Below are 13,968 nucleotides of genomic sequence, written 5' to 3' on the forward strand. Positions count from 1 at the left end.
TCGTTTCCTTTAACGGATTATCATGGCAATGGCATGGAGCAGTGATTTCTTACTCATACCCAAACTAGAAAACATTATAGCTAAGGAATGATGAAAATGGCTCGTGTTTTATTTATTAATGCCGGATCAGAAGGACATATCAATCCAACTATTGGAGTTGTGCAAGAGCTTATTTCCCGCGGCGAAGAGGTAGTGTACTTTACGATAGAACCTTTTCGAGAGCGAATTGAGAAGACGGGAGCTACTGTACGTACGTTGGACGGTCAAAAATTTATAACAGCCTTTATTTCGGGTGGAAGAAATTATTTACTTGAAAGAATTAACGGTCTTTTACTTACGGCAGATATTGTCATACCCAGCGTGCTTGAACAGATTGAAGGAGAACATTTTGATTACATCATTCATGATTCCATGTTTGGTTGTGGACGTTTACTTGCCCAAATCCTTAAGCTTCCGGCAATTAATTCTTGTACTTCCTTTGCAGAGACAAAAGAATCATTCGATAAAATGTTGGAACAGCTTTCTAAAAACATTCCTACAGAAGTGGTTAATGAAATAAATGAAGAATATCAAAGCCTGACAGCAATGCTTAAGGAAAAATATGATATCGAGATTAATTCTCCTTATGAAGTTTTTTGCAATCCTGCACCACTTACAATCATTTATACCACTAGGGAGTTTCAACCTAATGGAGAAGCATTCGACCAAGCTTACAAATTTATAGGTCCATCCATCTCTACACGATTAGTTCAAGAAAACTTTAATCTAGCAGCAATCCAGGGAAAAAGACCAATTTACATTTCACTGGGTACGGTCTTTAACCAAGCCATTGATTTTTATAAGCTTTGTTTTAAGGCATTTGGGAACACAAATCATACCGTTGTCATGTCGATTGGGGAAAAATCTCAACTATCTGATTTAGGAGAGATCCCTAAGAACTTCATTGTAAAAAGATATGTTCCACAAACTGAGGTACTGAAGTATACTAAATTATTTATTACACATGGTGGAATGAACAGTACCCATGAAGGTCTCTATTACGGTGTTCCGCTCATTGTAATCCCACAAAGCGCGGATCAGCCGATCATTGCCGGGCAAGTTGCCAATATGGGTGCGGGGATTAAATTACAAATGGATGGCTTGACTGCGAATCAACTACGTGAAGCCGCAGATTATGTGTTAAACAGCCCATCTATCCATAAGGCTGTTTCTAATATCAGGGAATCGTTTCAAAAATCGGGTGGATATCACCAAGCTGGTAATGAGATTTTTGAATTTAAAAGTAAATATAATATTAAAATATAAAAGATTCTCTGCTGAGTGTGAACTCACCAGCTCCTTACAATGCCCTATATACTCCACATAAGTCGAGGCTGTTGTAAAGTTTGAATTTAAATTAATTAGTAAGAAATAGGAGGTCCCTTGATGGACAATAATGATATACTAATTCGGTTGCGATATGCGCTAGAAATAAAAAATAAAGAAATGGCAGAGATCTTTAAACTTGGCGGTGCGGAAGTAACCGTACCAGAAGTAATACAAATCCTTACAAAATCAGATGACGATTATGAAGATGACTATCAAATAAAGTGTAATAACAGTATGTTCGATTCATTTTTAAATGGCTTTATTATTTTTAAAAGAGGCAAACAAGAGCCCAAACCGGAACAGTCTACTACACCGGAGCCGGTTTCACCAAAAACCGCTAACGTTAATAATCTCCTGTTAAAGAAAGTAAAAATAGCTCTATCATTAACGACCGAGGATATGCTGGAAATATTCGAATTGGCTGGAATCAGGGTATCAAAAGGAGAACTAGGTGCTTTATTAAGAAAAGAAGGGCATAAAAATTATAAAGAATGCGGAGATAAATTCGCTCGTAATTTCTTAAAAGGACTAGCGATTAAATACAGGGGATAATGCACCAAAGGTGATAAGATGATACATACGTACAAAGGTAAGACTATTCGTTTTGAAATAAAGTACAAAAACCGGACCTCCATAGGAATGACGATCGATAGCTATGGAAATCTAGAAGTCCAGGCTCCGAAAGGGACGCCTGATGAGAGAGTGCTTCAGTTATTAGAGCAAAACTGGGAATCAATTCAACAAAAATTAAAAGAAATGAAGGATAGACTGCATGGACCCCAGAAAAAGCTCTATGAGCCTGGTGAGAGTTTTCTCTATTTAGGAAGCACTTATCCTATACAATTTTGTGAAAACAAAAATATTGAGCAGGACTATGTGGTATTTGATGGTGAAACGTTACAAATCTATGTGAAGCAGCTAGAGGACGGGAGCATAAAACATGCTTTAAAACGCTTTTATTATCAGCAGTGTAAAGCACTAGTTGAGAAGAGTATCAGCTCCTATCAAAGCCACTTTAAAACAAAACCACGTTCTATACGGATTACGGATAGCAAAACTACCTGGGGAACCTGTGATTCCAGACAGCAGTTAACATTTAATTGGAGGCTGGCAATGGCACCACGTGAAGTCGTCGACTATGTAGTCGTTCATGAAATGTGTCATATGGTCCATCTGAATCACGACCGCTCTTTTTGGCGGCTTGTTGGAAAAATAATGCCCGATTATAAGGAAAAGGAAAACTGGCTGGTATTTTCAAATTGGAAAATGACTGTATAAAAGTTATTTTCTTGTTAAGTTTTCACCAGCACTCCAATATCAAATAAAGCATCTGCATTATGCAGGTGCTTTTTAAAAAGATAAGAAAGTAAAAATTTCAACTTTGAGAATTGTCCAGCTCTAGGCGCGATCGGCTCGAGGTCACAAGCTTATCCAGTTGCGGCTCCTTGGGACGCAAGTCTAAGCCGCCCCCTGACGAAGGCAAAAAACTCCTTCTTACAGGGTGCGGCTTATGCCTACGTCCCAGAACAGTGGCCTCCACATTTAGATCAATCCGTCCAAAAGGTTAAAGAACAACCTTTCGGCCGGCTCGTCTTGTGCTTGTCGCCGAAGTCTAAGCGCCTTGCGCTTTTCTTACATAAAAAACACATCTCCCCAAATTGCAGAAAGATGTGTCATTTGTTTAAACCTAATTACCAATAAGATGCAGACAAAAGTCTAAATCGGCCTGTAAATGACTTTTCATTAGCATTTCGGCTTTTTCACCGTCTCTGGCCTTAATGGCTTCATAGATTTCTTCGTGTTCATCAATGAGATGGGGGCGGTTGTAAAATACAACGGTTTTACGGAAAAGATAAATCGTAGATTGCATCCGATCAATAATATCAATCATAACTGGATTATTGCTGGCGTGAACAATAATTTCATGAAAGCGTTCATTAGCACGCATGATCTCTTCGACAGTACCTTTCCTTCCAATCTCAACACAATTATATAGAGATTCCAGTTCGTCTTCCTTCAGATAGGATGCTGCACATTTTGCTGAAAAGCCTTCTAATAAAATACGGACTTGAAACATATTTCTCAAATCCTTTTCGGTCGGCTTAACCACCCTCTTATTCACAATAAGCCCTTCTTGTTCCAATTTGCGAATGGACTCACGTATAGGGGTTCGGCTCACACCTAATTCGGCAGCAACCTTTTCTTCAACGATCTTGGTCCCTCCGGGAAGCTCTCCATTTAAAATCTTATCACGAATAATTTCATAGGATTGATGGAAAGCAGGACGAGAACGATCACTTCCTAACAAAGATTTCACCTCAAATATGATTTCACTAATAAAATTATCTTACCAAATTTAAAGACAAAAAAATACCAAATTCATTTTATAACCATAATACAGTATACACTAAATAAATTTTTGTATACAAAAATAAATAAAACCGTATACAAAATTAAAAAGTTAGTATACAATGACAAATGTAATCACTAATTGAAAGCGATTGCGACAATATTGAAAACGCAATCAGCTAATTGCATATAAAATGAAAAGGTGTTAAGGAGGAATAAAGATGGAACGGAAAGTTGGTTTTATTGGGCTAGGAATCATGGGAAAGCCAATGTCATTAAACCTTATCAAGGCAGGGCACTCACTGACTGTTTTTGATCTTAATCAAGAGGCGGTAAATAGTTTAGTAGAGGCTGGAGCGGCTGCAGCGGCATCACCTAAAGAAGTGGCAGAAAAAAGTGATGTCATTATTACCATGCTGCCAGCTTCTCAACACGTGAAACAAGTTGTTACAGGTGAAAATGGCATTTTAGAAGGAGCAAAAGAAGGTTCCGTCATCATTGATATGAGTTCTATTACTCCTGAAGTATCAAGAGAACTTGCAAATGAAGCGGCAAAAAAAGGTGTAGGAATGCTTGATGCCCCTGTAAGCGGCGGGGAACCAAAAGCCATTGACGGTACGTTAGCCATCATGGTCGGCGGTAAGGAAGAAGTTTTTGAAAGCGTACAATCCGTTCTTTACGGCATGGGAAAGGACGTAACCTTAGTAGGTGATAATGGCTGTGGTGTAACGGCAAAACTTGCCAATCAGATTATTGTAAACCTTAACATTGCCGCTATGTCTGAGGCACTTGTATTAGCAGCAAAGGCAGGTATTAATGTTGAAAAAATGTACCAGGCCATCAGAAGTGGACTTGCAGGAAGTGCAGTGCTCGATGCAAAGGTACCAATGATTTTAGACCGAAACTTTGTTGCAGGCGGAAGCATTGCTATCAATATGAAAGACATAACCAATGTAATGGATACAGCCCATGAAATCGGTGTTCCATTACCGCTATCAAGCCAATTATTAGAGATTTTCCATGCGTTAAAGGTGGATGGAAAAATAAAAGACGATCATGGCAGCATTGTTAGATATTATGAAAAACTTGCAAATGTTGAAGTAAAGAGGGTTTAAAACATGAATGAGACAAAGAGCGTATCCGTAGAAATTCTTGAAACTCTTCCTGAAGTAAACCGTGCCCAAGTTGATCTTTTGCTTGCGGAAGCACTAAAGACTTTGAATAAAAAAATTATTGTCCTGGATGATGATCCAACAGGTGTACAAACAGTCCATGACATTTCGGTTTTTACAGATTGGTCGCTAGAAAGCATTGAACAAGGATTTAATGAAGAACAGTCCATGTTCTTTATCTTGACCAATTCAAGAGGGTTTACAGCAGAAGAAACTGAGAAGGCCCACCGGGAAATGGCGGAAAATATTCTAACGGTGGCTTTGAAATTAAACCGGGAATTCATGATTATCAACCGTGGAGATTCAACTTTAAGAGGCCACTATCCTTTAGAAACAAACGTTTTAAAGGAAACGATTGAGACTGCTTCTGATTTGAAAATTGATGGCGAAGTAATCCTGCCTTTCTTCAAAGAGGGAGGACGCCTTACCATCAATAATATTCACTATGTTCAGTACGGTGAGGAGCTTGTACCTGCCGGCGAAACAGAATTTGCCAAGGATCGCACCTTTGGGTACACAAAATCTGATTTAGGTGAATGGATTGAAGAGAAGTCTAATGGAGAATTTACAGCTGAAAATACGTTATATATTTCACTCGAACAGCTGCGTTCATTGCAGATTGAAAAAATAACCGAGCAGCTTCTTCAAGTAAACAACTTTAATAAAGTAGTAGTTAATGCTGTTGATGAGGCGGATGTAAAAATCTTTACCATTGCTTTAGTACAGGCTATCAACAGAGGTAAGAACTTCTTGTTTAGGAGTGCAGCGGCTCTTCCAAAAGTTATTGGTGGAGTGAGCAATAAACCGCTGCTTACTAGAGCAGAATTAGTGGGAGAAGAAACAGGGAATGGCGGATTAATTATTATTGGTTCCCATGTGAAAAAAACGACCGAACAGCTGGAAGAGCTTAAAACGTTAAGTGCCATTGAATTTATTGAGCTTAATAGCCATTTAGTTTTACAGCCTGAAGCATTTCAGAAAGAATGTGACCGGGTAATTGAAACAACTGAAGCTCTTATTAGTTCCGGTAAAACCGTTGCGGTTTATACCAGCAGAAAGCGTCTTGACCTTGGGGAAGGCAAAAAGGAAGAAGAATTAAAACTCTCCGTTTCGATTTCAGATGCGGTCACAAGTATCGTCACTAGATTACAAGTTAGACCGAACTTTCTCATTGCAAAAGGCGGGATTACCTCAAGTGATGTTGGGACAAAAGGCTTGAAGGTGAAGAGAGCAACAGTCGCTGGTCAGATTCGTCCTGGTATCCCGGTGTGGAGAACAGGGGCTGAAAGCAAGTATCCTGGTATGGCTTATGTCATTTTCCCAGGGAACGTAGGATCCAAAACCGATTTAAAAGAGGTTGCTGAAATTTTAAGCGGTAACTAGAATTTCTAAAAGGATGCCAATTAAGTTTGGTTGGCATCCCCTTAAACAAAGGAGAAGATGGAGAAAATGCCAATAGTATATATCTGCATAGGGGTAGCATTATTACTATTATTGATGGTGGTCTTTAAGTTAAATGCATTCATCTCGTTGATTGTAGTCGGATTGCTCGTAGGTATAATGGAAGGAATGTCACCAGTCGAAGCAATGACATCCATTACAACTGGTTTGGGCGGTACCTTGGGAAGTCTAGCTTTAGTAATTGTATTTGGGGGTATGATTGGGAAACTGATGGCTGATTCCGGGGGTGCTCAGCGAATCTCTGTTACCTTAATTCGTGCATTTGGCAAGAAGCGAGTGCAGTTAGCTGCTGTTCTTACTGCATTTGTTGTTGGAATCGCTTTATTTTTTGAAACAGGCGTTGTTGTTTTAATCCCATTAGTATTCACGATTGCCGCAGAAGCGGGTGTTCCCATCCTATACATTGGAATGCCAGTTATCGCAGCGTTAATTACAATGCACGGCTTTGTCCCGCCGCATCCAGGACCAACAGCGGTTGCAGGTATCTATCAAGCAAATCTAGGGAAGACATTATTATACGGGATTATCATTGCTATTCCTGCTGTTATCCTTAGTGGACCATTATATACGAAGTTATTTAAAAAGGAAGATTTAGAAGTAGAGGTTCCAAAAGGTCTCTTTACACCGAAACACTTTAAAGAAGAGGAAATGCCGGGATTTGGTATTAGTATGTTTACTGCTCTTATTCCAGTTATTCTTATTGCCTTCCAGGCTATTGTAGAAATTGTAGCACCAAAATCAGGTCTTTTACCTGCTGCTCAATTTTTAGGTAATCCTGGTGTTGCGTTGTTAATTTCTGTAATCGTTGCCATTTTCACATTTGGTCTTAACCGCGGTAGAAAAATGCCGGAACTGATGAACTCACTTACAGCATCGATTAGTAGTATTGCAGTCATTTTATTGATTATCGGCGGCGGCGGTGCATTCAAACAAGTATTGATTGATAGCCATGTCGATAAATACGTTGCCCATCTAATGGAAGGATCATCGATTTCTCCATTAGTCCTAGCATGGTTAATTGCCGCAATATTACGTGTCGTTTTAGGCTCTGCTACTGTCGCAGGTATGACTGCTGCAGGGATTGCAGCACCACTGGTTGCAGCAACACATGTAAGTCCAGAGCTTATGGTTTTAGCTACTGGTGCTGGAAGTATGACGTTCTCCCACGTAAATGATGCTGGCTTTTGGATTTACAAAGAATTCTTTAACCTTTCCATTGGTAAAACCATTAAAACATGGTCAGTTATGGTTACGATTGCTTCTCTTGTCGGACTGGCAGGGGTGTTAATCATCAATCTGTTTATTAAGTAATCAATTGAAATTATCCATAAATAATCGGAAATATGAAAATACTAAAATGAATGAAATTACAAGCATCCGTAAAAAAGAAAGAAGGCAACTCTCACTAGTTGCCTTCTTTCTTTTAAATTATCAGTTATACCTTAAAGATTCACCATAACAACCTTTTTTTCGTTCCCCTCATAAAATTGCTTAATGGCCTGGTCCGTGTAAACCCAGCCCTTCCAGCCAATGTGAATAGTATCCTTCATGAAATACGGATCATATTCGTGGCCTGAGAAATCGGCAACTTGGAACCCTTCAGCAGCTATTTGCTGTTTAATCCGTTCATAATAAGCAGTACGTCCTTGTTTAGGAAACCCAGTATAATCATAATAATGCCCATTGACCGGGACAGAGATAAACAGAGGCTTTGCTCCGGATTGTTTTAATACATCTAGGACAAGCTGGAAGTCTCCGTATTCTTTCGACTTTCCATAGGAACGATTAATGTCTTTATTTTTAAAAGACGGCAAGAAACCTTTAATTTTATTATATTGCGAGTTTACGATATAAAAATGATTGTTCGTTGCCCTCTTGGCACCAAATTGATCCGCTTCCTGCGCTAACTCGTTCCACGATTTATTTCTGACTTTCGGGGTAAGGTCCCGGTGACGAGAAAAACCGCCGGCCAATGAGTAATATAAATCTTTTTTCTCTAGCAAATGCCGATAGACAGCAGCAACAGGGCGAAGAACACTGGCTTCCCGCTTTGTCCATGGATCATTCGTGATCTCAGCTTTGTATAGAGTAGAGAGAATAGGATCGTTTTTAACAGATGAATAGGTTAAGAGGCGCTTAATGGCCTTTTTCTTCACCTCTGAATCAATTTGGTTATTAAAAGCAAAATCATATCCTTGCAGGGAAGAATAATTAGGTACAAAATGCGATTCATCTGCTCCTAGTGGATTAAACCATTGCGGAGACAACACAAACACGATTTTCTTATCCTTTAGCTGATTAATATGTTCGGAAAAATTTAAAAAATGAATCAGTGATTCGGTTCCGCCGCGGCCTATCAGGAAAGGTGTGAAGTCTTCATGGACCTCTTTAAAATAGTTAGAAGGATGAAAACGATCCAGCCTAGCCAGTTCTGATGAACCATAGATAGGCAAATATCGGCTATCCGCAAGCATTTTTTGCTGTATATACTTCCCTTGAAACATGAAAGGATTTAATTCAGTTGCTGCTTGGCTGATTCGGTTTTTTGGAATCAGGCTCTCAATCCATCGATCTGGAATGATTACAAGAATAAATAAAACAAAGAAAGCTAAAAAAAGCGGTATAAATACTGGTCTTCTCATTTAAAATCAGCCAACTGAATGGCGATATTATTCGGAGTGTTCCAAGTTTCCCGGTCAAATTCAGTAATAGGGATCGTAATGCCAAAGCGCTCTTCTACTAAAACTAGTAACTCCACTGTTCCGAATGAGTCTAATAATGAGGAATCAAATAAATCAATATCCGGATTTTCCTTTACTACCTCATCTTGACAAATTTCTGCTATTACCTCAATTACTTGTTGTTTAAATTCCATCGAAATCATGCTCCTTTTTGAATAAAATGTCCCGAAAATATATAAAATCCAAAGCATATAAAGTGGAAGGTAATCACAATACTAACGACCCGAGTAAATCTAGTTTGCGGCCACCATTTATGCTTTTTATTAAACTGCTCGAACGTATTGTATCCGACCATCAATAAGGCATGATAGATTCCATAGAGAATATATTGAATCTCAAGCCCATGCCAGAAACCCATTAACAGAAATAACAAAATATATCCGAGGTTAGAGGTAATGTTACGGTTTTTAATCCATTTCTTTTTGGTCATCCAAAAAACAAACCGCATGTAAACATAATCTCGAAACCAGAAGGAAAGGCTCATATGCCAGCGATTCCAAAAATCTTTTATATTCCTGCTGATAAATGGCAGATTGAAGTTTTCCGGCGATTTGATCCCCATAATATAGCTGACGCCAATGGCAAATGCACTGTAACCTGCAAAATCGAAAAATAAATAAAAACTATACCCATACATATAAAAAAGCTGGCTTTGAAAATGACTTGTCGCAATAAATCTTAAGTTTGGAATGAAAAAATGATTAATAGAATAGCCAATAATATATTTATATAAAAAACCCAAGAATATTTTGTTAATGCCATCATATAAAAGCTGTTTATACTGCTCAGCTGTTACCTCTGCTTTTAAATCTTTGTCAAACCGACGGTACCGGTCAATTGGGCCGGATGAAATAGTCGGGAAGAATAAAATGAAATATAGCAGACTAGCAAGGGGGAGTCTTTGTTTTATTAACCCGTCCCTTGTTTCCATAATTAATTGTGTTCCTTTAAAAGTTAAGTAGGAAATCCCCAAAAAGGACATCCAGTTAGTATCTGAAAAGTAAGGAAGCAGTTTATAAATCGCTAATGGAAGAATTGAAGCAATTACGGCAAAGGAAAAAATCCAGCCGCTGTTTGCCTTTTTTCGATAGGCTATATAGCCTTCAATTAATAGAACCTGCCAGGTTGTAAAAAGGACCAAGGCAAGTGCACTAGCGAGCTTAGATGAAAAAATAATGGCTAAAACGATAACGGTTATAACCATGTTATATGATTGAAATCTCTTCCCTTGTAAACCAAGGATTATGGTTGGTGCTAAAAGAATCACTAGGATGAAAAAGAAGGTAAAAGAACTGTAAGGAATCATAGCAATACCTTATCTCGAATTTGTTTTCGGTCCACTTTTCCATTCGCAGTGATTGGCAATTCCTTGTGATACGAGAATTTCCGCGGGATCATATAGGCTGGCAGGACTAATCCTAGTTCCTTTTTTATCGCACCAGTAAGCTGAGATTCTTTTTCAAAATTATGTTCCGCTGGAATAATCAAGACGGAAAGGTACTCTATTTTATCGTCTTGATAAATAGGGACGACAACTGCTGATTTCACATATTTCGATTTTGCAATATGGTATTCGATTTCCTCAAGCTCCATCCGATACCCATGTAATTTGATTTGATAATCTAATCTCCCTTTATAAAAAAGTAACCCCTGTTTGGTGAAGCCGGCATCACCGGTTCGGTAAGCCTGCTGTCCATTAAAATTGAAAAAGGCTTTATCGGTGAGTTCTGGCTGTCCTAAATAGCCTTTGCTTACACTTGGTCCAACAATAATAATTTCTCCTTTTTCACCGTCTGGTACAGGCTTATTATCTTCATTTAATAGGATAATTTGCGTATCTGATTTTGCTGCTCCTACAGGAAGTGTTTGATATTCCTGTATCGCTGATTCGGTAATTTCAAAAAAAGTAACCGCGACAGTCGCCTCTGTCGGACCATAGGTATTAAAGATTTTTGCGTTAGGGAACCGTTCCCGCAGCTGCTTGCAAACCGAAACCGGCAAAATTTCGCCGCAGAAAAGAAATACTGAAAGTTGTGGAAGCAGGTAATCATTAAACGATGGGTCCATCAAACACATTTGGACAAACGATGGCGTAGAGGTCCATACTTCTGTTTCAGATCTTTTTAACTCTTCAAATAAGATCTTTGGCCTAGCGATCATTTCTTTTGTAATAGCAAATAATGTGCCACCACTTGCCAAAGCCGGGTAGAGGTCCATTACCGAAAGATCAAAGGAGAAGGGAGCTTGGTTTAAAAAACGAAGTCCTCCCTTAATTGGGAAGTCTTCCATCATCCAGTCCACGAAGCTTTGCAAATTGTTGGCAGTTATCTGGACACCTTTTGGGTTTCCCGTACTTCCTGATGTATAGATAATATAAAAAACATCATGGTCCTTAACCCAATTGGATGAACCTATTAAGTATTGTTTATCTATGTCCTCAGGGTTTACAACTCTTATCAATGATTCTTCCATCGGAAACTCGAGTCCGGACACATTAATTAATAATTCCGCGTTAGAATTCCTGATTATTTTTTCAACTCTTTCTAATGGAATAGAGGTATCAACAGGAATATAAGGATGACCAGCTTTTACACTTCCAAGGAAGGAAATCACCATTTCCGGTTCCATATGTCCATAAACCAAAATAGGTGAGTGCTCTTTGAGGCTATGTGTCATAATGAAGCCCGCTAATTGATCAGATTTTCGCCAAAGCTCACCGTAGGTAATCTGTTTAGTAGGAGAGATAAAAACCAATCTTTCTGGTTGTAACCAAGCATTGTTTTGAATGGCTTGTAGCAATTTCATTTTGGGATCCCCCCGTAATTAAAAATCATTGTAAATATACGAACCTGCACTTGCATCATTGAAGCCGTACATAAAAAACAGTAAAAGAAGAATAAGCAAGTAATACAAAAATCTACTGGCCCATCTAACTTTCTCCTGGTAAATGAAACTCTTTATTTTATCGAGCATAATGATACCCCACTATAAAAATAGTCAATTGTAACTATAATCCTATATTTTTACGTAATTATCATAATTCGGATTGAAACTCTTTGCATTAAGATTTAATGAAAAGAAAATTAATTTTTAATTTATTTCTTCAAAGATTAAAAGAAAGTTTGAAATTGACCGATTATGCTATATAAAAATCTGGGTGTCCGTGAGATGTAGACAAATGTATTTCGATGGTGCCTGACACCAAAAAGGAGTAAAGTGGATAAGGTAAAAAAGAAAGGAAGAAGGTTTTATCGTTGGAGAAGCTGCAACAAGGAACGACGGCCTTTCGAAGGGCTAATTTTGCGCTCTTTGCCGGAGGGTTTATTACCTTTTCGATTCTATATGATGTCCAGCCTTTACTGCCAATCTTTACAAAGGAATTTGATGTCACGGCGGCGACGGGGAGTTTGGCCTTATCGGTAACCACGTTTGCGCTTGCTATTTCCATGTTATTTATTAGTTCTTTATCCGAAGCGTGGGGAAGAAAGCCGATTATGTCGGCCTCGTTACTCCTCTCTTCACTAATCGTGATTATCACAGCCTTTAGTCCGACATTCAGCTCGTTACTTGGGTTTCGTATACTGCAGGGAATAGTGCTCGCAGGCCTTCCTGCGATTGCAATGGCCTATCTTGGTGAAGAGGTGGATTCTAGGAGTCTTGGAATTGCGATGGGCATATACATTAGCGGAAATTCGATTGGCGGAATGGCTGGCAGAATTATTACCGGGTCGATTACAGACCTGTTTTCTTGGCGCATTGCCATGGGGACTATTGGTGTCATCAGCTTAATCCTAAGCATCTGGTTTTGGTTTCACCTGCCAAACTCTCGTTACTTTGTACCCAAGCCATTAAAGCTAAAGGCACTAAGCAAATCGCTGGTTGGACATTTAAAGGATCCAGCTCTTTTGTGTTTGTTTTGTATCGCATTTATTTTAATGGGAAGCTTTGTTACCCTATATAACTATATCGGCTTTGAACTGCTGGCACCACCGTATCACTTAAGTCAAACCATTGTGGGCTGGATTTTTATCGTCTATCTGACTGGAACATTTAGTTCGACTTGGATGGGGCGTCTTTCGGATTCTCTAGGCCGGAAAAAGGTTTTATGGATTGGCCTCGTTATTATGGCAGCGGGGGCCATAGTAACCTTAGCTTCACCATTAGTGTTAAAAATAATCGGAATTGCTGTTTTTACGTTTGGCTTTTTCGGAGCACATTCAATCGCCTCGAGCTGGGTGGGAAGGCGGGCGCGAACTGCGAAAGCACAAGCCTCGTCGCTTTATTTGTTTTTTTATTACTCCGGTTCGAGTATTGCCGGTACAGCGGGCGGCTTTTTCTTTTCCAACTTTGGCTGGAAAGGGGTAATTGGTTTTATCATCTGTTTGCTACTGCTAGCCTTCCCATTAACGCTCAAGCTTTCTTCTGTAACGGGGAAGCCAGTACAGGCTTTGAACTGATTCATTTTAAAAAGAACCTTTCGGACAAAGAAAGGTTCTTTTTCGTGTTCTAGGAAGTTATAGATTTACAACTGTGGATAACTTTTTACAGGTTTAGACACGTCCAACTCCAGCGCCTAGCCCCTCGAGGTCATAAGCCAATCCGTTCAAAAGGTTAAAAAGCAACCTTTCGGCCGGCTCGTCTTATACTTGTCGGGGCTGACCAAGGCGCTTGCGCTTTTGTTCTGAGATAAGAAAGTATAAATTTTGACTTCGAGAATTGTCCAGCTCCAGGCGCCATCGGCTCGAGGCCACAAGCCAATCCGTCCAAAAGGTTAAAGAACAACCTTTCGGCCGGCTCGTCTTGTGCTTGTCGCCGATAGGCGGGCGCCTTGCGCTTTTCTTATGCCTTAACTATTTTCCCTGTTTTTATATTGGTAA

13 protein-coding genes are annotated in these 13,968 nt (G+C 39.3%); 7 read left to right on the plus strand and 6 right to left on the minus strand.

The features are described from left to right. The first annotated feature begins 96 nt into the window (after positions 1–96). The 3 genes from M3226_RS15840 (at position 97) to M3226_RS15850 (ending at position 2,646) form a co-directional block, all read left to right on the plus strand. Entirely contained in the window at positions 97–1,305 is a 1,209-nt protein-coding gene (locus M3226_RS15840; protein ID WP_251566709.1) for a macrolide family glycosyltransferase, read from the plus strand. A gap of 120 nt (positions 1,306–1,425) precedes the next feature. Beyond that, a complete protein-coding gene (locus M3226_RS15845) occupies positions 1,426–1,920 on the plus strand; it encodes a YehS family protein (RefSeq protein ID WP_251566711.1) in 495 nt (164 codons plus the stop codon). Positions 1,921–1,938: 18 nt separating this feature from the next. Continuing rightward, on the plus strand, positions 1,939–2,646 hold the full coding sequence (locus M3226_RS15850; RefSeq protein ID WP_251566713.1) for a M48 family metallopeptidase: 708 nt from the start codon (positions 1,939–1,941) through the stop codon (positions 2,644–2,646). A 409-nt stretch (positions 2,647–3,055) separates the two neighbouring features. Here M3226_RS15850 and M3226_RS15855 read toward each other — a convergent pair whose 3' ends face one another. Further along, positions 3,056–3,676, minus strand: coding sequence for a GntR family transcriptional regulator (locus M3226_RS15855; protein ID WP_251566721.1), 621 nt, complete (start codon positions 3,674–3,676; stop codon positions 3,056–3,058). A gap of 262 nt (positions 3,677–3,938) precedes the next feature. Between M3226_RS15855 and garR the strand changes: the two genes are divergently transcribed. The 3 genes from garR to M3226_RS15870 all read left to right on the plus strand — a co-directional run bounded on the left by garR (position 3,939) and on the right by M3226_RS15870 (position 7,661). Beyond that, on the plus strand, positions 3,939–4,832 hold the full coding sequence (garR, locus tag M3226_RS15860; protein WP_251566723.1) for a 2-hydroxy-3-oxopropionate reductase: 894 nt from the start codon (positions 3,939–3,941) through the stop codon (positions 4,830–4,832). A gap of 3 nt (positions 4,833–4,835) precedes the next feature. Further along, entirely contained in the window at positions 4,836–6,272 is a 1,437-nt protein-coding gene (locus M3226_RS15865) for a four-carbon acid sugar kinase family protein (protein WP_251566725.1), read from the plus strand. A 66-nt stretch (positions 6,273–6,338) separates the two neighbouring features. Continuing rightward, a complete protein-coding gene (locus tag M3226_RS15870; RefSeq protein WP_251566727.1) occupies positions 6,339–7,661 on the plus strand; it encodes a gluconate:H+ symporter in 1,323 nt (440 codons plus the stop codon). 131 nt (positions 7,662–7,792) lie between these two features. On the opposite strand, the gene dltD is transcribed toward M3226_RS15870, so the two are convergent. Genes dltD through dltX form a run of 5 tightly spaced genes read right to left on the minus strand, consistent with a single transcriptional unit; the run spans position 7,793 to position 12,064 of the window. Further along, entirely contained in the window at positions 7,793–8,992 is a 1,200-nt protein-coding gene (gene dltD / locus M3226_RS15875) for a D-alanyl-lipoteichoic acid biosynthesis protein DltD (RefSeq protein ID WP_251566729.1), read from the minus strand. Then, positions 8,989–9,225, minus strand: coding sequence for a D-alanine--poly(phosphoribitol) ligase subunit 2 (dltC, locus tag M3226_RS15880; protein WP_251566731.1), 237 nt, complete (start codon positions 9,223–9,225; stop codon positions 8,989–8,991). The genes dltD and dltC overlap by 4 nt, the downstream gene beginning before the upstream one ends. A gap of 5 nt (positions 9,226–9,230) precedes the next feature. Continuing rightward, positions 9,231–10,397 carry a D-alanyl-lipoteichoic acid biosynthesis protein DltB gene (gene dltB, locus M3226_RS15885; protein ID WP_251566733.1) on the minus strand — a complete coding sequence of 389 codons (1,167 nt, stop codon included), beginning with the start codon at positions 10,395–10,397 and terminating at the stop codon, positions 9,231–9,233. Next, positions 10,394–11,896 carry a D-alanine--poly(phosphoribitol) ligase subunit DltA gene (dltA, locus tag M3226_RS15890; RefSeq protein WP_251566735.1) on the minus strand — a complete coding sequence of 501 codons (1,503 nt, stop codon included), beginning with the start codon at positions 11,894–11,896 and terminating at the stop codon, positions 10,394–10,396. Before dltA ends, dltB begins: the two co-directional genes overlap by 4 nt. 18 nt (positions 11,897–11,914) lie before the next feature. Further along, complete coding sequence (gene dltX / locus M3226_RS15895) at positions 11,915–12,064, minus strand: teichoic acid D-Ala incorporation-associated protein DltX (RefSeq protein ID WP_144567134.1); 150 nt, start codon at positions 12,062–12,064, stop codon at positions 11,915–11,917. Between the two features lie 281 nt (positions 12,065–12,345). Here dltX and M3226_RS15900 point away from each other — a divergent pair, with 281 nt between their 5' ends. After that, complete coding sequence (locus M3226_RS15900; RefSeq protein ID WP_251566737.1) at positions 12,346–13,548, plus strand: MFS transporter; 1,203 nt, start codon at positions 12,346–12,348, stop codon at positions 13,546–13,548. Positions 13,549–13,968 lie beyond the last annotated feature (420 nt).

This window comes from Neobacillus cucumis, from assembly GCF_023715505.1.

Coding starts and splice junctions, on each gene's coding strand:
- garR (WP_251566723.1), top strand. CDS start 3,939: ATGGAACGGAAAGTTGGTTTTATTGGGCTAGGAATCATGGGAAAGCCA.
- dltD (WP_251566729.1), bottom strand. CDS start 8,992: ATGAGAAGACCAGTATTTATACCGCTTTTTTTAGCTTTCTTTGTTTTA.
- M3226_RS15865 (WP_251566725.1), top strand. CDS start 4,836: ATGAATGAGACAAAGAGCGTATCCGTAGAAATTCTTGAAACTCTTCCT.
- M3226_RS15840 (WP_251566709.1), top strand. CDS start 97: ATGGCTCGTGTTTTATTTATTAATGCCGGATCAGAAGGACATATCAAT.
- dltA (WP_251566735.1), bottom strand. CDS start 11,896: ATGAAATTGCTACAAGCCATTCAAAACAATGCTTGGTTACAACCAGAA.
- dltX (WP_144567134.1), bottom strand. CDS start 12,064: ATGCTCGATAAAATAAAGAGTTTCATTTACCAGGAGAAAGTTAGATGG.
- dltC (WP_251566731.1), bottom strand. CDS start 9,225: ATGGAATTTAAACAACAAGTAATTGAGGTAATAGCAGAAATTTGTCAA.
- M3226_RS15850 (WP_251566713.1), top strand. CDS start 1,939: ATGATACATACGTACAAAGGTAAGACTATTCGTTTTGAAATAAAGTAC.
- M3226_RS15870 (WP_251566727.1), top strand. CDS start 6,339: ATGCCAATAGTATATATCTGCATAGGGGTAGCATTATTACTATTATTG.
- M3226_RS15845 (WP_251566711.1), top strand. CDS start 1,426: ATGGACAATAATGATATACTAATTCGGTTGCGATATGCGCTAGAAATA.
- dltB (WP_251566733.1), bottom strand. CDS start 10,397: ATGATTCCTTACAGTTCTTTTACCTTCTTTTTCATCCTAGTGATTCTT.